Annotated in this window: 17 protein-coding genes; 11 read left to right on the top strand and 6 right to left on the bottom strand. The window is 47.7% G+C overall.

All coding sequences use genetic code 11. The annotated features are described in order from the left end of the window. Positions 1 to 459 precede the first annotated feature (459 nt). A complete protein-coding gene (locus ACJV7B_RS05860; RefSeq protein WP_419389189.1) occupies positions 460 to 921 on the bottom strand; it encodes an LPXTG cell wall anchor domain-containing protein in 462 nt (153 codons plus the stop codon). A gap of 715 nt (positions 922 to 1636) precedes the next feature. Here ACJV7B_RS05860 and ACJV7B_RS05855 point away from each other — a divergent pair. After that, positions 1637 to 2695, top strand: coding sequence for an ORF6N domain-containing protein (locus tag ACJV7B_RS05855; protein WP_419389188.1), 1059 nt, complete (start codon positions 1637 to 1639; stop codon positions 2693 to 2695). A 212-nt stretch (positions 2696 to 2907) separates the two neighbouring features. On the opposite strand, the gene mvk is transcribed toward ACJV7B_RS05855, so the two are convergent. After that, a complete protein-coding gene (mvk, locus tag ACJV7B_RS05850) occupies positions 2908 to 4056 on the bottom strand; it encodes a mevalonate kinase (protein WP_419389187.1) in 1149 nt (382 codons plus the stop codon). A 315-nt stretch (positions 4057 to 4371) separates the two neighbouring features. Here mvk and mvaD point away from each other — a divergent pair, with 315 nt between their 5' ends. The 10 genes from mvaD (at position 4372) to ACJV7B_RS05800 (ending at position 16403) form a co-directional block, all read left to right on the top strand. Then, positions 4372 to 5514: a diphosphomevalonate decarboxylase gene (mvaD, locus tag ACJV7B_RS05845; RefSeq protein WP_419389186.1), complete on the top strand. Its 1143-nt coding sequence runs from the start codon at positions 4372 to 4374 to the stop codon at positions 5512 to 5514. Continuing rightward, the gene (gene fni, locus ACJV7B_RS05840) at positions 5511 to 7871 is read left to right on the top strand and encodes a type 2 isopentenyl-diphosphate Delta-isomerase (RefSeq protein WP_419389185.1); all 2361 of its coding nucleotides are present in this window, start codon (positions 5511 to 5513) and stop codon (positions 7869 to 7871) included. Before mvaD ends, fni begins: the two co-directional genes overlap by 4 nt. Before the next feature lie 139 nt (positions 7872 to 8010). After that, a complete protein-coding gene (gene rpmB, locus ACJV7B_RS05835; RefSeq protein WP_004105392.1) occupies positions 8011 to 8205 on the top strand; it encodes a 50S ribosomal protein L28 in 195 nt (64 codons plus the stop codon). Positions 8206 to 8410: 205 nt separating this feature from the next. Next, positions 8411 to 10906 (top strand): ATP-dependent DNA helicase RecG, encoded by a 2496-nt coding sequence (locus tag ACJV7B_RS05830; RefSeq protein WP_419389184.1) that lies wholly within the window; start codon positions 8411 to 8413, stop codon positions 10904 to 10906. 236 nt (positions 10907 to 11142) lie between these two features. Continuing rightward, positions 11143 to 12291, top strand: a complete 1149-nt coding sequence (locus ACJV7B_RS05825; protein ID WP_004128906.1) for a PfkB family carbohydrate kinase — start codon at positions 11143 to 11145, stop codon at positions 12289 to 12291. A gap of 484 nt (positions 12292 to 12775) precedes the next feature. Beyond that, on the top strand, positions 12776 to 13072 hold the full coding sequence (rpsF, locus tag ACJV7B_RS05820) for a 30S ribosomal protein S6 (RefSeq protein WP_004128903.1): 297 nt from the start codon (positions 12776 to 12778) through the stop codon (positions 13070 to 13072). A gap of 120 nt (positions 13073 to 13192) precedes the next feature. Beyond that, the gene (locus tag ACJV7B_RS05815; RefSeq protein WP_004128901.1) at positions 13193 to 13798 is read left to right on the top strand and encodes a single-stranded DNA-binding protein; all 606 of its coding nucleotides are present in this window, start codon (positions 13193 to 13195) and stop codon (positions 13796 to 13798) included. Between the two features lie 108 nt (positions 13799 to 13906). Further along, positions 13907 to 14155, top strand: a complete 249-nt coding sequence (rpsR, locus tag ACJV7B_RS05810; protein ID WP_004105399.1) for a 30S ribosomal protein S18 — start codon at positions 13907 to 13909, stop codon at positions 14153 to 14155. Positions 14156 to 14171: 16 nt separating this feature from the next. Then, positions 14172 to 14618 carry a 50S ribosomal protein L9 gene (rplI, locus tag ACJV7B_RS05805; protein ID WP_004128899.1) on the top strand — a complete coding sequence of 149 codons (447 nt, stop codon included), beginning with the start codon at positions 14172 to 14174 and terminating at the stop codon, positions 14616 to 14618. Positions 14619 to 14915: 297 nt separating this feature from the next. Continuing rightward, the gene (locus ACJV7B_RS05800) at positions 14916 to 16403 is read left to right on the top strand and encodes a zinc ribbon domain-containing protein (protein ID WP_419389183.1); all 1488 of its coding nucleotides are present in this window, start codon (positions 14916 to 14918) and stop codon (positions 16401 to 16403) included. A 27-nt stretch (positions 16404 to 16430) separates the two neighbouring features. On the opposite strand, the gene ACJV7B_RS05795 is transcribed toward ACJV7B_RS05800, so the two are convergent. The 4 genes from ACJV7B_RS05795 to ACJV7B_RS05780 form a co-directional block, all read right to left on the bottom strand. Further along, the gene (locus ACJV7B_RS05795; RefSeq protein ID WP_419389182.1) at positions 16431 to 17747 is read right to left on the bottom strand and encodes a hydroxymethylglutaryl-CoA synthase; all 1317 of its coding nucleotides are present in this window, start codon (positions 17745 to 17747) and stop codon (positions 16431 to 16433) included. Between the two features lie 24 nt (positions 17748 to 17771). Further along, complete coding sequence (locus tag ACJV7B_RS05790; RefSeq protein ID WP_419389181.1) at positions 17772 to 19133, bottom strand: hydroxymethylglutaryl-CoA reductase, degradative; 1362 nt, start codon at positions 19131 to 19133, stop codon at positions 17772 to 17774. A 58-nt stretch (positions 19134 to 19191) separates the two neighbouring features. Beyond that, positions 19192 to 20412 carry an acetyl-CoA C-acyltransferase gene (locus tag ACJV7B_RS05785; protein ID WP_410313685.1) on the bottom strand — a complete coding sequence of 407 codons (1221 nt, stop codon included), beginning with the start codon at positions 20410 to 20412 and terminating at the stop codon, positions 19192 to 19194. Positions 20413 to 20578: 166 nt separating this feature from the next. Continuing rightward, a complete protein-coding gene (locus tag ACJV7B_RS05780) occupies positions 20579 to 21160 on the bottom strand; it encodes a xanthine phosphoribosyltransferase (protein ID WP_004136969.1) in 582 nt (193 codons plus the stop codon). Positions 21161 to 21187 lie beyond the last annotated feature (27 nt).

Genomic DNA, 21187 nt, shown 5'->3' with positions numbered 1-21187 from the left:
AGTGGACTTCCAACGCGAGTTTCGTAAGCGAGCACTTATAGTGCGAGCTTTGGTCTGGCGTATCGCTCCAAATGTGCGCAACTTTCTCGCGTTTGGAGTGTTTGAGCTACTTTAGCGCTCCAAACGCGGGGAATCTATCTCGCATTTGGAGGGTTTGGGGTTGTGTAGCGCTCCAAACGTGCGCAACTTTTCCGGCGTTTGTGGTCGTTTTTGCATTGGCTGACCACATTTGCCGTGTTTTTTATTGTATAACCTATATAAATAATGCCGGGAGAAGTACTCTCTGCATTCTTTGTATACAAGTATTGTATGTATTCTCAATTTATGAGTTCTAAGCAAAAATAAAAACGTGCGGCGCAAAACCAACGATTTCACACCACACGTCAAAGTATGTTATTAAACGGCGCAAATTAGAACAACTTACACCTTTTAACTTTTCAATTATTCATTAGTTACGCATTAATGGCGGAACTTGCGAAGGGCAACACCCAAGCCTGCAATAGCAGAAGCAGCAACGGCAAGCAAAGCTACGGCAGCACCGGTCTTAGGAAGCTTCTTGGTCTTAGTGCACTTAGGAGCTGGCTTGGCTGGAGTATCGAACTTGCCAGACAAAGCTTCGTCGTAAAGTGGGGTAGTTCCTGGCTCGTAAACTACAGTGCCCAAATGATTCGTGTATGTGCGAGTCTTTGGATTTGCAACTAAAGCAGCTGGAGCATCAGGAAGCTGAGCTGGAGCAGGAGCAGGAGCAGGAGCTGGAGCTGGATCTGCAAAAGCTTCAGAACTTGTAGCAGAATCGTAGCTCAATGGATCAGCAGTATTCAATGGTGAAGTAGCATCAGCCATTGCTGGGGTTGCAAGAGCAAAACCAGAAATTAAAGTGACGCCAGCAGCGAATGCGGCAATGGTCTTTTTAGTCAACATTTGTAGACCTTCAATCTCTTTTATCTGATTCCTGCGCAAAAGTTAGGGCTAACGCGTAGAAGACAGATACCAATATTTAGAACCCAAAACTGGAATAGGACGGTCAAAAATTTAGCCGAAGTAAACCTATTTCAGGCTACAAAAACTTAGCCTACACCAATTCTTTGCAAATCAAAAGTTTTTCTAGAAAAAATCACTAAATAAAAGATGTTTTGTGGCAATAAGACACTACTGACAGTGTGGGGATTACTAAGAATGGAATAAACTACTCGCGTTGGCGCGACGACCTGCTTTCGTGCTGCACAGTGCGGCTCTCCAAACGTGAGAGTTTCGTCTCGCGTTTGGAGAGTTTGAGCTACTTTAGCGCTCCAAACGCGCGCAACTTTTCTCGCATTTGGAGTGTTTGAGCTACTTTAGCGCTCCAAACGCGGGGAATCTATCTCGCATTTGGAGGGTTTGGGGTTGTGTAGCGCTCCAAACGTGCGCAACTTTTCCGGCGTTTGTTGTCGTTTTGGCCGCGCCTGTCTATTCCCTGCTCTTTCTGTAGTGTTTTGTAGAATAGTTGCATATGCGCTGGCGCATTTAAGACGATGCGTTTATATGTGATTTGCGTGATTTAGTAATCGTGATTTGTTTCTGTGATTTTGGGGATTGTTAGAAGTTACGTTTTTGTTGCGCGGTGCTATGTTTTACTTACATTTTTAGGAGGGGTTTTATGGTAGAGCAGAATAAAAATTTAATTATCGCGGACGCTAGAAGCGTGCCAGCTAAAGCAAGCGGGTCTGCTAAAGCAAGCGTGCCAGCTAAAGCGCTTATAGACACTGAAACTATAAAAGAAAAGATATATAACATTCGCAATCAAAAAGTCATGTTTGATTTTGAGCTTGCTGAAATCTATGGGTATGAAACGAAAAATTTCAATAGACAGATTAAGAATAATATTGAGAAGTTTGAGGGCGAAGATTTTATGTTTCGGCTAACTGCTGACGAGTTCAAAAACTTGAGGTGCAAAAATTTCACCTCAAGTTGGGGTGGTTCTCGATATTTGCCTTATGCTTTTACGGAACAAGGTGTCTATATGCTCATGACTGTGTTAAGAGGCGAGCTTGCCATAATGCAGTCTAAAGCGCTTATTAGAACCTTTAAGCAAATGAAGGATTATATTGTTGAAAACAGGGATTTTATTGGCGGGAATGAGTTAGTTAAGCTTGCGATTCAAACAAACCAGAATACTAAAGATATAGCGGAAATAAAATCTCAAATGGCAACGAAGGAAGATTTTAATAAGGTAATGGATAATTTTATTAATCCAAATACGTATAAACATTTTCTTCTTATGGACGGCAATAAAATAGAAGCGGATCTTGCGTATTGCAAAATATATGAGTCAGCTAAGAAAAGCGTTTATGTTGTAGATAATTATGTTGGTCTTAGGACGTTGGAATTATTGCGGTTTGCTGGGGAAGGGGTTGAAATCGTAGTTTTTAGTGATAATGCTAGGAGCAAGAATATGCTTACGGAAAGCGTGCTGCATGATTTTGTGAGTGATTATCCTGGTGTTGATTTGAAGTTTAAGACTGCTGGAAAGAAGTATCACGATAGGTATGTGGTTATAGATTATGGTACGGATGATGAGGCTGTCTACGTTTGTGGCGCTTCGTCGAAAGATGCTGGCGGCAAAATTTCGACTATTACGCGGATAGAGTCTTTGAATTTGGGCTTGTATCATGCGATGTTTGATGAGTTGTTAAAGAATCCTGGGTTGGAGTTTTAGCATTTTTTGTGCGCGCGTTATCTGGCGTTTGTTGTCGTTTTGGCTGGTTTGGTGCTCCAGACGTGGGGAATCCATCTCGTGTTTGGAGGGTTGTGGCTGGCTTGGCGCTCCAAACGTGCGCAACTTTTCTCGCGTTTGGAGAGTTTGAGCTACTTTAGCGCTCCAAACGCGCGCAACTTTTCCGTCGTTTGTGGTCGGTTTTGCCTCTCGGCTTATGCCTGCGCGCCCAAGTCCACAATCCACGTGCCGCACGCGCCAGCCGCACGCAAAGCCGCGCTTACCTGCTCGGCCGCAGCCTCAGTATCCGCCAGCGCAATCACGCATCCGCCGCCGCCTCCGCCAGTAAGCTTGGCGCCCAACGCGCAGTGATCTAGCGCAGCTCGCACCAACTTATCAAGCTGAGGCGTGCTTACGCCCAAATCCGCCAAAATCCGGTGCGCTCGCGTCATCCTCGCACCCATATCTGCAGCGCGCCCCAACGCCAAATCGTCCGCCGCCTGATTCGCAATCGCCCCCAGCTCATCCAGCTTATTTTTCACCGCATCCGGCTGCTCATCCATTCGCGCACGCAAAGCATCAACCGTTACGCGCGTCATACCTTTGCACCCAGAATCCGCCAAAATAAGCCACGCTCGCATGTTGATTTCCATGCGCGAAAACTCACCACTGCTAAAACGCACAGGCCACGAAGCCGAAGTTGCAGTTGCGTCCAGACCAGACGGGCGTCCGTGGGCCACGCGCTCAGCAGATTGCGTCAGCGCAAAAATCTCATTTTCACTTGCGCGAATTTTATAGTAGTCAAGAATTGCGCGGATTACAGCTCCAGCCGAAGCGGCAGACGAGCCAAGGCCGCGCTCAGGCGGAAAATTAGACTCTGTTGCAACATGCAGCGAATCGCCGACGCGCCCCGCAAACTCGAGTGCCGCGTGAATTGCGGTGCTAACGCTGCTAAAACGCGGAGGAACTTCGGAAAGTTTGCCGTTAAAGTCGAGGCAGGAAAGCGTGATGCGCGAATCGGAATTTAGGGGGATTGTAGAGTCGGCAGACTCAGGAATTTCTGCGCAAGTTTCGCAAGTTTCGCTAGTTTCGCAAGTTTCGCAAGTTTCGCAAGTTTCGCAAGTGGCAGTTTCCTCACCCGCTAAATCGCGCCCAGTCACCGTAGCTCGCATGCGCAAGTTTTTAAGCGGCAAAGCAATCGCAGAATACCCATAAACCACAGAATGCTCGCCGAAAAGAATCACCTTTGCGCAAGTTTCGCCGTATCCCGAGCGCGCACAATTTCCCGACGCGTCAGCATAACTTGACGTCGTCTTAGCGTTGATATTAAGCGCTTTTGACGGTTCGCGTTGCGTTTGCTGCACGGCTTTAAGTCTCCTTTGTATTCTTGCGATTTAATTTGTAATTTTTACGATTTAACAATTGTTCTAATTTAGTCGCGTCGAAGGCAAAAAACTACGGTACGCGCTTTACGCTTACAACACATTCACATTTGCGGAAGATTTTCAGATTTTGCGCGCGTTTTCGTGTGCTTGCGAGTGTTTGCGCGCGTGTATTCGTTTGAGCGCGCTTTTTCGCGCGTGTGAGCTTTTGCACCGGCAATTGCTAAAATAGATACTTAGTTGTGTAGCTTACCAGCTTCGTCGGCAGCGCCCACCAATTCGCAGCAAAGGAATCGCATGCAAAACGTTGAAATTCAGCCAAAAGTAACGTTTGACTCAAGTCTTGCTCCTAACTTTGCTGTAGCCAAAGCGAATGTGAATATTGCGCTGATTAAGTACTGGGGCAAGCGCGATGAACGGCTGATTTTGCCTTATACTTCCTCGCTTTCGCTCACTCTTTCGGATTTGTACGCAACTACTAGCGTGCATTTTGACGAAAGTCTTACTTCTGATTGCGTCACTTTGGACGAAGTTGAGCTGCCGATGGATGATTCCACGCGTCTTCGCGTAGTTGCTATGCTCGATTTGGTGCGCGAAAAGGCCGGAATTTCAACGAAAGCGAAAGTTGTTTCACATAATCACGTGCCGATTGCGGCCGGTCTTGCTTCTAGCGCGTCCGGATCTGCTGCTCTTGCAGCTGCCGCATCTTATGCCGCCGGATTGAATTTGACTCCGCGCGAACTTTCTAGACTTGCTCGCCGAGGTTCTGGTTCGGCGTGTCGCTCGATTTTTGGCGGATTCGTGCTTTGGAATAAGGGCGAGGATGACGAAACGTCTTATGCGGAGCCGATTGCGGATTTGCTTGCTGAGACTGCTGATAAGCCGCTTTCCGCTTCTATTTCCGCTTCTATTTCCGCTTCTCTTTCTTCTTCTCTTCCCGCCACAAAAAATTTGAATCCCGCAATGATTGTCGTTACGCTAGATCGCAGCAAAAAGCCGATTTCGAGCCGAACTGCCATGCGTCGCACTGTTGAAACTTCGCCCGCGTACATGCCTTGGGTTGAGCAGTCGAAGAAGGATCTTGCTTGCGCTCTTGATGCGATTCGCGTTGGTAGCATTGAGCAGCTGGGCGAGGTTATGGAGCAAAATTCGTTGGGAATGCACGAAACTATGCGCAAAGCCAATCCGCCTGTAAATTATTTGACGGATAAAACTTACGCTGTGCTAGATGCTGTGCGCTCTATGCGTGAGTGCGGTTGGCCGGTTTGGGCCACGATGGATGCGGGGCCGAATGTGAAGGTGCTGACGGATGCGGGTTGTGCGGCGCGTGCGGCTGAGGAGTTGCGCGGGCGAGTGGCGGAATCTGCAAAATTTACGATTGCTTTGCCAGGCGATGGCGTAAGCGTAAGTGCGAGTTTGAAACAGGCGGCGAAATTATGACTCAGGTGCAGGCGAGTGCTCCCGGAAAGCTTTATATTGCGGGCGAGTATGCGGTTGTTGATGGTTCGGCGGCGATTGTGGCGGCGGTGAATCGTTATGTAACCGTTAAGGTTGATGATGAAAATTTGCCTACATTATCGCAGGAAAGCCGAAAATATTACGGCGTAATCGTATCTGAAAAAGAAAATTATAAGCCGATTTTTTGGACGCGCTCCTCTGACGGAAGTATCGAAATACTAGGCGACGAAAAATATGCGTATGTGCTCGCCGCAATGCGCGTAATTGACTCTTATGCAAGCGAGTGCTTCGCGCCAAATATGGACCGCAAAAGTTACAATTTGCACATTTCCAGCGAACTTGACGACGCAAAATCCGGGCGAAAATACGGTCTTGGATCTTCGGCTGCAATAACTGTTGCAACCGTGCGCGCGCTGTGCAAATGGTACGGATTGAAGCCTGATGTTCCAACGATTTGCAAACTTTCGCTGATTGCTTCCTCGATGGTAAAGAAGTCCGGCAGCGGCGGCGATGTGGCCGCGAGCTCATGCGGCGGCTGGATTTTGTACCGCGCGTACGATCGAGAGTGGCTTGAGTCGGAGTTTGGTTTGATAAAATCCGGCGAATCTGATTTTAGTAAATTATTGCGTAAAAAGTGGCCGCGACTGGAATTTAAACGAATAAATGTGTCGAAAACGCTAAAACTTTTGGTAGGCTGGACCGGTTCGCCAGCTTCTAGCGCGCAGCTGGTAAGTAGCGTAGAAAGTAGCGTAGAAAGTAGCGTTTCTTCCGAAATTGCGCACTCATTTACATACCAAGATTTTTGTGATCAAAGCGAAGTTTGCGTGCAGAAATTGGCGCAATCGCTAGAAAACTTCTCGCTGGAAGAATCTTCGTTGGAAGAATCTTCAATGCGAAAATCTTCGCTAGAAAAATCTTCTCTAAAAGAATCAGAATTAAATAATATTTCCGCTTGTTTTGCACAAAATCGCGAATTATTACAAAAATTAAGCGCGCTTACCGGAACGATAATCGAAACTCCAAAGCTTACGCGTCTTATTGAAGACGCCATTTTTGCCGGGATTCCAGCGAAAACTAGCGGCGCTGGTGGGGGAGATTGCGCAATTGCGCTTACAACAATTTACGAAAAGAATCGGATTGAAAGTATGAAGTCAGCTTGGGAAAATCACGGAATTATGCCTTTAAATATTGAAGTTGCGCAAATTATTGATGACGGCGAAGATTCGGAAACTTGCGTCGCTAAAGCGTCGGAAAATCAGTCTTCTAAATCAATTCAGAATCGCAAGGACGCGCATCTTGCCCTTGCGGACGCTCAGTATAATCCTCGAGCAAATTCCGGTTTTGACTCCGTGCGTTTTATGCCGAATGCTTTGCCGCAGGTGGCGTTGGACGAAGTTGACTCTAGCGTGCGCGTGTTTGCAGAAGATGCAAGTTGCGCCTGCAGTGCCTCTGCCAACCCAGCCTTCCTTTGGCGCTCGCCGCTGTATATTAACGCAATGACCGGCGGAAGCGCCAACGCGCAAAAAATAAACGCACAACTCGCGCGCGTTGCGGCAAAAACCGGCGTGGCAATCGCAAGCGGATCGCTAAGCGCCGCCCTTCAAAACGACGCGCTAACATCCACTTTTAGCGTGATTCGAAGCGAAAATCCGCGCGGTTTTGTAATGGCGAACGTAAGTGCTGGCACGAGTCAAAGCGATGCTATGCGCGCCGTTGATATGCTGCAGGCAAACGCGCTGCAGGTGCATTTGAACGCGGCTCAGGAGCTTGTGATGCCGGAAGGCGACCGCGATTTTCGAAATTGGCTTAAAAATATTGAGCAGATTGTGCGCTCGTGTGAAAGGGTGAGCGTGCCGGTTGTTGTGAAGGAAACTGGCTGCGGTATGACGGCTCGAGATGTTTTGCGTCTGCGAGATGTTGGCGTGCGCGCGGTTGATGTTTCTGGGCGCGGCGGCACGAATTTTGTGACGATTGAAAACGCTCGTCGCTCGCACAGCGGATACGATTATTTGGCGGATTGGGGGCTTACAACCGTTGAGTCGCTGATTGATATTCGAAAGTGCGAGGCGCTTAAAGCTAATCCTGTGGAAATTTTTGCTAGCGGCGGAGTTAGAACACCGCTTGATGTTGTGCGCGCGCTTGCGTTAGGGGCTTCTGCTGTAGGGGTTGCCGGCGAGTTTTTGCACATGCTTATGCACGAGGGCGAGGACGCACTTACGCAACAAATTTCAGATTGGCAGGAGCAGATTCGCGTTATTATGGCTCTTCTTGGGTGCAAGAGTGTTGCGGACTTGCGAGATAAGACGGAGTTTGTGCATTCGGATTGTCTTGGTAAGTGATATACTTGTGTAGTTGTGCGTTCGGCATGCTTATTTGTTTGGGCTGTTTGCGTAGGCTATTTGAATACGTAATTTGCGCGGGCAGTGGCATGGTTGAATGACGCAAGACTTGCAAGTCAAAGAAAATAGGGAGTCCATTATGGCAGCTCGTTGCGCAGTATGTGGCAAGGGACCGCAGACCGGTTTCAGTGTTTCACATTCGCATATCCGCAATAAGCGCACCTTCCGCCCGAATCTTCAGCCGGTTCGCACCACTATTGATGGCGAAAATGTTCGTCTTCGCGTGTGCGTGAAATGCATTAAGGCTGGCAAGGTTCAGCGCGTTGAGGCGTGAATCGCGTATTGATTGCGTTTAAATTGTAAGGCCCTGAGCAGTGCTCGGGGCTTTTTTGTATTTGCAGATTTTTCGTCGCGCTCGCGTTGTGGCGCTCCAAACGTGCGCGACTTTCCTCGCGTTTGGAGTGTTATATGGCTTTAGACCCTCCAAATGTGAGTTAAGTTTCTCGCGTTTGGAGCGCGCTTAAGTAAATGCTTTGCGGATGATTTATAATCGAAATATGCTAAATATGCCCACGAACTCAGCCAAAACGCACGCTGCACTTTCCTCAATAATCAGCAACAAGCGCCGCGTTTCTGCTCTGAAGTCACTTGGCATCATCACAATCGAAGACGCTCTAACTTACTACCCGTTCAGGGTTACAAATCCGCTAAAAATTGCGCGTTTGCGTGATGTTCAAATTGGCGAAGAGATTGCGTTTTATGCGCAGATTCAGTCGATTAACCTTGTGCCAATGAACGCGCGCCGTGGGTTTAGGCTCGAAGTCAACGTTTTGCAAGATCAGCAATCAGCTGCGCAACTTATTTATTTTTCTAAAAATCGCGCTTACGCTAATTGGCTTTCGTCTAGGATGAGAGTTGGTGAAAACGTTGTGATTGGCGGCGTGTCGAGCGCTTTTAATGGCCGACTTCAGTTTGCGCATCCGCAGATTTTAATAGTAGATTCTTCACAAAATCGCGATAGTTTTAATAAGTCTGCCGATACTGTTGGAAGCGTTGAGGAAGGTTTGGCTAGGCTTTGCGCCCCGCAGCCGGTTTATCACGCAAATTCTAGGATTTCCAGCGAGCATATTCACGAAACTGTGCTTTCTGCGATTTCTGCGCTTTCTGCATCTAATCAACCTGCACTTGCGCAATCCGCACAATCCGCGCAATCCTCATCCGCGCAATCCGAGCTTTCTGCATCTAATCAACCTGCTCAGCCTGCGCAACCGGCTCAACCCACACTTTCCGCCCAAATCCCCAATATTCTTCCGGAATCCGTGCTAAAAAAGCGCAATCTTTTGCCTCGCGCGGAAGCAATTTGCGCTATTCACAATCCTCAATCAACCGACGAATTTTACAAAGCTCTTGCCACATTGCGTTACGAAGAAGCTTTTGTTTCGCAAGTGGCTGTGCTGCAATCTCGCGAAAATTCTAAAAATAATCAGGCAAAATCCTGTAATAATTCTCGTCTTCGCTGCAAATTTACGGAAAGTTTACCGTTCTCGCTTACGAGCGGCCAGCAAGAGGTTATTGACGAAATTATTGGCGATATGCATGAGCGCCGTCCAATGCGCCGACTTTTGCAAGGTGAGGTTGGTTCCGGAAAAACGGTTGTGGCTGTGAGCGCAATGTTGGAAGCAGTAGGATCTGGGTATCAGGCGGTTTTGGTTGCTCCAACTCAGGTTCTGGCGTCGCAACACGCAGAAAATTTGCGGCAGATGATTAAGCGGGCGAACCTAAACGTTCCTGTTATTTTGGTTACTGGCGGCATGAAGCTTGCCGAGCGTCGCCGCGCGCTCGCGAATGTTGCAAGCGGTGAGCCGGCGCTGATTGTGGCCACGCATGCAGCTTTTTCTGCGACTTTTAAGCCGACTAATTTGGCGCTGGTTATAATTGACGAGCAGCATCGTTTTGGGGTTGCGCAGCGAGATGTGCTAATGCGCAAAATGAGCGAAGATTCACATTCTGAAGGTTCACATTCTGAAGTTTCGCATACTGAAGTTTCTTCAATCACCCCGCATCTTTTGGTAATGACAGCAACTCCTATTCCGCGCTCTGCCGCAATGACCTGGTTTGGAGATTTGGATGCTTCGTATTTGACGGAACTTCCGGGCGGCAGAAAGCCGATTCGCACTTTTGTGGTGCAAGAAGCAGATGCTGGTACTATGGCGCGCATGTTCGCACATATTCGCTCGCGAATTGACGCGGGGGAGTGTGCTTACGTGGTTTGCGCGCATATTGAGGACGATGATTTAGAAAGCGACGATGATTTATCGCGCGGCAATTACGATTTATCGCGTAGCAATTCAGACTTATCTCGCGCCAATTCCGACTTATCTCGCGCCGCTTCCGACGATTCAGCAAACTTAACTCCTGCCCGTAAATTGCACACGGTTACCGGCATTTTAAGGCGACTTTCCGCACTTCCGCAGTTCAAAGGTATTAAGTTTGCTCAGCTTACCGGCCGCGACGATGACGCAACAAAGCGCGAAACTATGGAGCGTTTTGCGCGCGGAGACGTGCAAGTTTTGGTTGCAACTACTGTGATTGAGGTGGGCGTTGACGTGCCTCAGGCAAGCTGCATTGTGATTTTTGATGCGGATCGATTTGGTCTTGCGCAATTGCACCAGTTGCGTGGCCGAGTTGGGCGCGGTGGCACGAATTCCTGGGCGTTTTTGGTTGCGCAAACCGATGGTGACACGGTTGCTCAGGAGCGTTTGCAGGTTGTTGAAAATTCCCTTGATGGAGCGGTTATTGCGCAAAAAGATTTGGAATTGCGCAATGTTGGCGACGTTTTGGGCGATTCACAGTCTGGTGGAAGCTCGAGTTTGAAGCTTTTGCGCGTTGTTCAAGATGCGAAGATTATTGCGCAGGCGCGAGATGACGCTGCTGAAATTTTGCGCGACGACGTGCATCTTACGACTTTTACGAATCTTGCTGGCGCTGTTTTAGACTTTACTAGAGGTGGACGCGCGCAAATCGTAAGCAACTAAACTTGCGTAGTCAAATCTAGTCAAATCTAATCCAGTCTAATTAAATCTAATTAAATCTAATCAAATTTAATCAAATTTAATAAATAAAATTCCTAAAATTGTAGTTCCTAGCACAAAAATAAACAAAAATATATAAAATTTTATAAATTTACGTGCATATTATGAGATTTGTGAATATCCTAGAAAGTAAGCAAAGGTAAGGATCATTTGTAATAGCAATAGAGATGAGGCCTACAATGACAGAACGTGAACAGCAAATCTTGGCTTGGATTCAACAAAATCCAATGATTAGTCAACAGGAACTTGCAAATCTTGCAGGCATTACTCGTTCTGGTATTGCGGCTCACATATCTAATCTCATTCGCAAAGGCTACTTGCGCGGCAAGGGCTATATTGTTACGCCTCCAAGCTACGTAACCGTTGTTGGCGGCATTAGCATGGACGTGCTGGGAATTGCTTGCGGCGATTTGATGGATTACACGTCTAACGCTTCGCGAGTTCGTTACATGCTTGGTGGAGTTGGGCGAAATATTGCAGTTGCTTTGGAGCGACTTAATGTGCGCACAAGCATGGTTTCTGTGTATGGCGGCGACCACAATGGCGAATTGTTCCGCATTGATGCTGCTGCAAACGGATTAGATATTGGTTACGCAAAGCAGCTTCCGGATTCTATGACCGCTTCTTACATGTATGTTGGCGACGCTTCCGGCCAGCGTTTGCTCGCTTTGGATGACATGAGTATTTACGACCACATGACTCCTGATTTTCTGCGCGAACGCATGTCGATTATTGAAAACGCAGATATTTTGGTGCTTGATACTAATATTCCACAGAAGTCGTTTGAGTGGTTGTGTGATAGGTATCGTCGTCCGATTATTGTGCGCGCGATTACGGATGCGAAGGCTCCGCGCGTGCTGTCTAGATTGTCTAGAATTGATACTCTTGTGCTGGATACTGCCGAGTCGCAGGCGCTTACTGGCATTAATGCGATTGACGAGCGTTCCGCGACGCGTTGCGCGGGTGCGTTGCTTAAGCGCGGCGTGAAGAATGTGTTTGTGAATGCTGGTCGCGCGGGCGTGGCTTATGGTGTGGCAGATGAGGGCGTGGCGTTTTACCCTGTGCCTGTAAAGCGCGTGCAGCGAATGATGCTTGCGCACGGTAATGGGAACGTTGGCGTTGAAGCTGTTGGGAACGATAATGGTTCTAGTGATGCTGCGACGGCGGCGTTGATTTATGCGCGATATAACGAGTTTGATTCAGCTAAGACTGGTCGTTTTGCGGTTGCTGCGGCGGCTCTTAATACTGAGTCGATGCAGCCTGTGCACGAGTCGCTCAATCCGGAGCTGATTGCTAATCGCATGGTTGATATTCACGAGCGCGCGTAATCGCGACGACCTAAACTACTCGTGTTGGCGCGACGACATGCTTGAGCGCTGCGATTTAGCGCGCGAAAGTAACTCGGAGCGGAAACTCGCTTAGGTTGGAAGTCCAGTGGACTTCCAACGCGAGTTTCGTAAGCGAGCGCTTATAGTGCGAGCGTTTTGGCTGTCTTGGCGCTCCAAACGCGGGGAACTTATCTCGCATTTGGAGGGTTTTGGGTTGTGTATTGCTCCAAACGTGCGCAACTTTTCCGGCGTTTGTTGTCGTTTTGGTCGGATTTTCCGCTTCCGTCTTTCACTTTTATCTCTTAAATATGTCGTCGCGAGCGCGGGGTAGAATAGCTAAGTTATGTGCGGTTTTAACGCTGCAAGCTGCCTAATTAGCGACTTCTGAGTTAAAGACTAGCGAAATCAGCAAAATGCCGCGCATATTTGCAAACACACTCCTGCTGTGGAAAGTCCATAGCCGATAGTCCGAAGGAGGTGGGTGATGTCTGCACATAAGTATGAACTGATGTTCATTGCAAATCCTGAGCTGGATGAGCACGGTCTTAAGAAGTTGACCGAGCAGTATCTTGAGCTCGTCACCAACGAGGGCGGTTCTGTTGACGGTACCGATTACTGGGGTCGTCGCAAGTTCGCTTACGAAATTGAAGGCAAGACCGAAGGTAACTACGTTGTGGTTAACTACACTGCTGAGCCAGCCGTAAGCGACGAACTTGACCGTGTTTTGAACCTTAACGAGTCTGTAATCCGCACGAAGATTCTTCGCAAGGACGCTAAGTAAATAAGGTAATAAAGTAAATAATTGCAAGATTTAGTAAGATTTAGCTATATTTAGCAAGAATTTAGCAAGAATTTAGTTGGATCTTAAAATCAAGCAAAAGCGAGAAAGAAAAGGCAAACTATGGCAGGCGAAACAATTATCACTGTTGTGGGAAATCTCACGGCAGATCCTGAATTAAGGTCGCTTTCTAATGGTGCTTCTGTTGCAAGCTTTACCATTGCGTCTACGCCTCGTACGTTCAATCGTAATACGAATCAGTTCGAGGATGGTCCTGCATTGTTTATGCGCTGCTCAGCTTGGCGAGACCTAGCAGAGCATTGCGCTAATAGTCTTTCTAAAGGTATGCGCGTTATTGCGCAGGGCCGATTGTCGCAGCGCTCGTATCAGGCGCAAGATGGTTCAAATCGCACGGTAGTAGAGCTTACTATCGATGAGATTGGTCCGTCTTTGCGTTACGCAACTGCTCAGGTTAATCGACAGACTTCCGCAGCTGGTTTTGCTGGCGGATCTCGTGCAGCTGGAGCTGGTAACGGTGCGAACGGTGCAAGTAATCCTAACTTCGCTCAGGGCGGTTATGCTGGCGGCGCGAATTACGCTGCAAGTCAAGCTGCTTCCAATGCGAATGCTGGAGCAGATCCGTGGAGTTCTGCACCAACGAACGACGGATTTACTACTTTCGGTGCCGGCGCTGATTTCGGCGGCGACGAGCAAGAGCCGGAATTTTAGGCTGTTTACTTAATATTGCTTAATATTATTTGCTTAATACTAATAATTTCATCATCAGTTAAATGTTATGCGAATAAATAGCATAACGGATTTGAGAGAGGACATCTTATGTCACGCAAGAGGCCGCAACCACCGGTCAAGCCTTTCAAGAAGAAGCCAAATCCTCTGAAGGCTGCCAAAATTACTGAAATTGATTATAAAGACGTTGCTTTGCTGCGCAAGTTCGTTTCTGACCGCGGCAAGATTCGTTCCCGTCGTATTACCGGCGTAACCGTGCAGGAACAGCGCAAGATCGCGAAGGCCGTGAAGAACGCTCGCGAAATGGCTTTGCTCCCATACGCCACTACCGGTCGCTGATTGAGAGGTTGTAACAATGGCTGAAACTAAGGTTATTCTTACCAAGACTGTTGCCAACCTCGGTCACTCTGGTGACGTTGTTGAAGTTAAGGCTGGCTATGCTCGTAACTACCTTATTCCACAAGGTTTAGCTTTTGCTTGGAATAAGGGTGCTGCTTCCCAGATTGAGGCAATGCGTCGCGCTCGTTTGGCTAAGGCTGTTGCTACTCGCGAAGAGGCTGTTGCAGCTAAGGCTCAGATTGAAGGCACCGTTGTTGAGCTCGCTGCTAAGGTTTCCGAGTCCGGCAAGCTCTTCGGTGGCATTTCTGCCGAGAAGATTGCTGCTGCTTTGGCTCCAAAGGCCGCTGTGGAAGCTCGCGCAATCAAGGTTGCTGCTATTAAGACCACTGGTGAGTTCCCAGCAACCGTAGCGTTGCATCCAGAAATCACCGCTTCCTTCACCGTGAAGGTTGTGGCTGAGTAGTAGATAGCTCTCGGTAGCAGTTTTGTAAATTTTGCGAAATTGCTAGATTGTGAAATTTTACGAGATTTTACGAGATTTTACGAAACGCGTGTGGCAGGCAGATTGTTGTTTAGCTGTTTGCTTGTTTACTTGCGTTGATTGAACTTAAGCGTTGGCTCTGCGCTGTGTTACTTGGGCTTTAAGACTCACGTAACATCGGCGCAGAGTTTTTTATTATTTGTTTTATCGTTTATCTATTAGAATTGATGCTGGTTATGCGATTTAGCTTATGATTTGCTGCATGATAGAAGGTTTCGTATGTTTTGCATTAATTGTGGTAATCCTATCAATGGTACAGTCAAGTTTTGCACAAAATGCGGTGCAAGAGTAGAAGATGCAGCTTCTCAGCAGCCGCAGGATCAGCAATCACAACAATCGCAGCAGTCGCAGCAATCGCAGCAGCCGCAACAGACTTACGCGCCTCAGCAGACTCAGCAATACCAGCAATATCAGCCGTCTCAGCAATATCAGCAACCGCAACCGTCTGCTTATACACAGCAGCTTAATCCAGTCAAACCGAAGTTTTCCAAGTTCTTTGCAGCACTAAGTCAACCTAAAAATCTTATTATTACCATAATCTCCGCTGTTGTTGTAATTGTGCTAGTTGTATGCACTTGCGTATGGTACTTCCGCTCAAATAATAATTCTTCATCAACTCGCGGCGCAAATTCTAATCCGAATGCTGCAGGTAACAGTTTTAATAACGCAAGCGCACCTAAAGCTTTAACTCAAGACGATATTATCTCAAAAGCCGGTAAAGCTTACAAAAATTTGATTGATAGCGGATCTTATACTTCTACTAATTTCCCTCAGCATTACAGCTATTACTACGCATTGTTGGATATTGATGGCGACAATATTCCGGAAATGGTTGTTACTGCGTCTGAAGATTTCAATAATGGTAAAGAGCAATATATTCACGTATTCTCGTACAAAAATGGAAAGATTGTTTCGTACCCGGACATTATAGATAAGCATGATATTTATGAAGAGCGTGGCACTATCTTCTTCGGTGGCAATCATGACGGTATTGTTGTTGCAAGATCGTATCAAACTCCTGAAAATGATGGTGTTGATGGTCTTCCTTGGCATGTGTATACATACAAAATTAATGGTAAGAGTTTTGATAAATCTACGGTTGACGTTGATAAACCTATAGAATTTAAGACCAAATTTACTACAGGCTCGTTGGCTGGTTTGCAAAATTTTGTGTATCCAAAATTTGTGTCTGTTAACGACTTAACTGATATAAACAATCTGATTGATACCCCGAATTTAACTCCTGAGCAGAAGAAGATGAATAAAACTATTAATGAGTGGCTCGAAAAAGGGTATCAAGTTTTTTCTGGAACTGTTAAGAGGTTGAGTGCTGAAGAAGCGTACGATTATCCTGGCACTACTCCAAATGATCCAAATGCTAAGGATGAAGTTATGAAATCTCTGAACGAAGGAAACGAAGGAAACGGTACTTTTGACATTATTGCATTAGATCAGAAGCGTTCGGGTAACGGTTTTCGCACTGGAATGTATGGTGGGTTTATGCCAAGTCACATGATATTTGATCTTGTTTCTGTTCGATTTGATAATTCGGATAAAGATCAGGCTGCGTTTGTTGAAAAGTATGCGGGCAAAAAGATTATGGTTGCGGCTCACCCAGGTGGCTATGACGGTGGAAATTGGATGGAATTGCCGGCTCGTCAGCCTACTGTGGGTGAGATTCATTTGATAAAGGATTATAGCGAGTAGTTTATGCCGCGCACTTTGTGCCTCGCTTTAGTTCGAACGATAGTGGCGCTCTTGCGATGATATGCCGTCTAGGAAGAAGTTCGCACACTCGCGGTGAGACGTATCGCTTACGAAATCTTCCGGAGCGTAAGGCGCAACGCTAGAAAACATCTCCTCGTAATCTGCAACGCTTAATCGCACGCGCGAATCGAGCATATCCGCGTGCTCTCGAACAAACAGCGCGTCTTTAAATCCTGGAACAAGAGTTGCGCTAAAGAACTCGCCAACAGCGCCGGAACCGTAAGAAAATAGGCCGATTTTATCGCCGCTTTTAAGTGGAGGAAGCTCGCTATTTTCGTGAGAGCATCCGTCTAACTCAAGTCCGTCTAACTCAAGTCCGTCTAACTCAAGTAAAGACAGCAATCCCAAATACAGGGAACCCGTATAAATATTGCCTACGCGACGACTGTACTTTGTGCTTGTTTCGTAGCGCGAAAGTAATCGATTGCGTGACGACTCGCTTAGGTTGCTATTATCGCAAGAATCAGCGCAAGTATTATCGCAAGTATCCATCGCCGCTTTAAGCGCTTTCAAACCCATTTTCGTATACGGCAAATGGAAGCAAAGTCCTGCAAAATCGTTGAAATTACAATCGTTTTGCGCACAATACTTTTGCCACACGTCGCAGAAAAATTCTATATACTGCTCAGTCGAAAACTTGCCGCGAGCAAGCGCAGTATCCTGGTAAACTGGTCGCCAAAAGTCCTGAATATCCGCGGATTTCACAACGCTATCGTCGTTAATTTTAAGCACGTGCGGATTCGCGCTCACAAGCATTGCCACAGCACCAGCACCTTGCGTTACTTCGCCAGGGGTAGCAAGCCCGTAACGCGCAATATCGGACGCAATTACCAGCACTTGCGGATCTTTTTCGGCGTGCGCGCGCACGTAGTCGCATGCCATCATCAAAGCTGCAGTGCCGCCGTAGCAAGCTTCTTTTACTTCAACGACACGCACCCACGGAGTGAGTTTTAGCAGATTTTGAACGTATAGTGCGCTTGATTTGCTTGCGTCGACGCCGCTTTCTGTGCCGACGATTAGCATTTTGAGGCGATTGCTATCGATGTGGGGTAACAGTGGGAGAGCGGCTTGGGCGGCGAGGGTGACGATGTCTTGGTGATTTGGTGGCACGGATTGCTCGCTTTGGCCGATTCCGATTGTGAATTTATTAGGGTCGATTCCGCGCGCGTTTGCAAGATCTGTGAGATTTAAGTAGTAGTGCGGGGTAGCGAAGGAGATGCGGTCGATGCCGACGGCAAGTGGAGTTGTGGTATTGGTTGTGGTTTTGGTATCTCGTGTGTTCATTTTCCCTAAATCCCTAAATTTTCCTCAATTTTTACTTGGTTCGCGAAATGTTTTAAGTAATTGCGCAACTTTTTCCGTAGTTCTTTCTGCAGGACTAAGTTGCAGAAGATTTTTTGCGATTTTCTCGATTTCTTCGCCTTTAGCGCCGGCTGCGATTGCAAGATTTGAGGCATGCAACAACATGTGACCGGCCTGAATGCCGGGGCCTGCCAACGCGCGCAGTGCCGCAAGATTTTGCACTAAACCGAGGGCTGCAAGCGTGTTTCTAAAGTCGTTTGCGTTTTTGTATTTGCCGATTTTAAGAGCGAGTTTTGCCATTGGAAGAGATGAGATTGAGCCGCCAACAATGCCGATCTGTAGCGGAATTTCAATACGGCCATGGAGTATGGTTTGGTTGTTTAAGCTTTCGGTGTTCCACGTTGACAGTGGTAGGTAGCGACCGGAGCGCGCCGCCCACGCGTGTGCTGCAGCTTCTAGCGCTCGCGTATCATTTCCGGACGCGAGCGCGGCTCCTGCAATGCCGTTTAGGATTCCTTTGTTGTGCGTGGCGGCGCGCTCAGGGTCGCTGGCGGCTAGCGCGCTTAATGCCGCGATTCGGCGTGCGAGGCGCTTTCCTTCTCGCTCTCGCTCATAGTCTTCAAGCCGCCTGGAAGCGAGCGCTTCAACCGGTATTCGCACTTCTGCCGTGGTGGCAACGCGGCTTGTGTTGGTAAGAATAGCCACAAGCGCCTCAACGCCGAGCCAGCTTTCCAGCTGGGCTTTGACGGCTTCGCCCATAGTGTTCACTGTGTTTGCGCCCATTGCGTCGCATGTGTCTACGTCAATCTCGAGTTTGGCGAAGCCATGCAAAGCTGAAACGCGGCATTTTCGCGCGCCGCCACCCCTTTTACTCATTGATGGGTGTGACTCGTTTGCAACGCGCAGCAAATCCTCAACCTTTGCACAATCCTCAACAATCTCGCGCAAACGCGCCGCCACGCTCCCGTCTGCGTCTTCAAAAGCGATTTGTGCGGTAGTCACGTATTGTGGCGAGTGCGCAATAATTCCGTATTGTGGTGAGTTTGCAACAATTCCGCCTTCGATACCAGACTCCGCCGCAATCCTCGCCCCATTGCACGCGGCCGCAATCACAGACGGCTCCTCTGTTGCAACCAGAACGTCCCGAGCCTCGCCGTTCACAATCAGCCCGCGCACAACGCCAACCGGCAGCGTGTACTTTCCAATCTGATGCTCAATCATATGATTTGCAACATCCGCGGGAATCGTAGTATCAGAACTTTCCGAAAGCTGCTTAAGCAAAAAAGTTGCTTCAGACTCGTTTATCGCGCCATCATTTTTTAAGGTTTTGATGCGATTTTCCACGCTTAATTCACGAAAAGCAGTCATCGAAATCACCTCATGATTTTACCGACTACGAATGCTACTGATTGCTTCGCATTCTAATTTAATTGCTTCGCATTCTAATCTGCATCGCAACGCCAATTCCGCCGCCAACGCACAGTGCAGCCACTCCGTTTTTCTTATTGCTGTCTCGCAAAGCGTACATAAGCGTTGTCAAAATTCTCGCTCCGCTAGCACCCAGCGGATGACCGAGCGCAATCGCGCCGCCCCTCACATTTAGCTTCGACTCGTCAATATGAAGTTGCTCCGAAACTGCAATGCTCTGAGCAGCAAAAGCCTCATTAATCTCAAACAAATCAATGCTTTCAACGCTGCTTCCGGTTGCGCGTAGCATGCGTTCCATCACGTGTTTTGGAGCGTATCCCATTAAATCTGGGTCGATTCCGCCTTCTGCAAATCCCACAATTTGCGCAAGATATTCAATTCCGTGCTCTTGCGCGTAATCTTTGCTCATAAGTACGAGGGCTGCGGCTCCGTCGTTGATTCCGCTTGCGTTTCCGGCAGTTACGGTAGATTCGCGCTCGCTAACTTCGCGCTCCGCGCCTGAATTTTCGTCCGACGCCTTAAACAGCGTGCGCAATTTCGACAACTGCTCTAAAGACGTATCTTCGCGAGGATGTTCGTCGCGTGTTACAACAGTTCCGTCTGCAAGAGTTACTGGCACAATCTCAGAGTCAAAATCGCCTCGTTTAATAGCGGCAACAGCTTTTTGGTGAGATTTAAGCGCAAAAATATCTTGTGCTTCGCGAGTAATACCAAATTTTGCGGCAACATTTTCTGCAGTAACGCCCATTGCGTCGCCTGTAAAAGCGTCGTTTAAGCCGTCGCGCTGCAGGCCGTCAATAAGCAAAAAGTTTCCGTATTTGTGTCCGCTAAATCGCGAGTTAGTTGCATAAAATGGCACGTTGCTCATACTTTCGGTGCCGCCTGCAACAACGACTTGCGCGTCTCCCATTACGATTGCAGATTGTGCTAATCGCACTGCTTTTAAGCCGGATCCGCACACTTCGTTAATAGTCATTGCGCAGCTGGAAGTGTCGAGTCCTGCGCGCAATGCGATTTGGCGAGCTACGTTCTGACCGCTGCCTGCTTGCAAAACGTTGCCAAAAATGGCCTGATCTACGTCGTGAGCATTAAGACCTGCGCGTTCGATTGCGGCTTTTGCGGCAATCGTTCCTAAATCAACTGAGGAAAGCGAAGATAAGCTGCCGCCGAATTTGCCAATAGGCGTGCGTACAGCGCTCGCAATCACAACTTCAGTCATATGTTTAGCCACCTAATCAATTGTTTGTTGCATCTGCATTGCAACATACCAACCGGACTACTTTATCGTATTCCTGAGCAAAATCGAGAGTCTCAAAAAATTCTTCTCGGTTTTTTCACAATTAGACTTACTCCAGTGAGTTTGTGCGTCTAAATCCGCACACTATTTACTTACGGAACGAAATTGAGCCATCAACAGGATCCATTGCATCCACAATCGCCAGCGAATCCAAGTCGTATCCGGCTTCACGAAGCGCGTCACCACCGCCTTGGAATCCTTTTTCAATCGCAATACCAATTCCGGCAACTGTAGCTCCAGCGTGATCGCAAATATCAATTAAACCTTGCAAAGCCTTGCCGTTAGCCAAAAAATCATCCAAAATAAGCACGCGATCTTCCGCACTCAAGTACTTACGCGACACAATTACCGGAAATTCGCGCTGCTTTGTAAAAGAGAATACGGTGGATACGTATTGGTCGCCATCGAGATTAATTGACTGCGCTTTTTTCGCAAAAACCACTGGAATATTGCCAAAATGACGTGCAGCAACGCAAGCGATTCCAATTCCGGAAGCTTCAATCGTAAGAATCTTATTGATGCCAGCATTGCGGAAATGTTCAGCCCAAGCGGCTCCCATGTGGTCAAACAGCTCAACATCGCACTGATGGTTCAAAAAAGCGTCTACTTTCAAAACGTTTCCAGGTTTTACAATACCGTCTTTTAGGATGCGTTCTTCCAGTTCTTGCACGATGAGCCCCTTCTTGCGTAACTTACA

The organism is Gardnerella bretellae (assembly GCF_048545135.1).
Lineage (GTDB): Bacteria > Actinomycetota > Actinomycetes > Actinomycetales > Bifidobacteriaceae > Bifidobacterium > Bifidobacterium greenwoodii.
The sequence above is the reverse complement of the archived record's forward strand: the minus strand, read 5'-3'. Positions and strand labels throughout refer to the sequence as shown.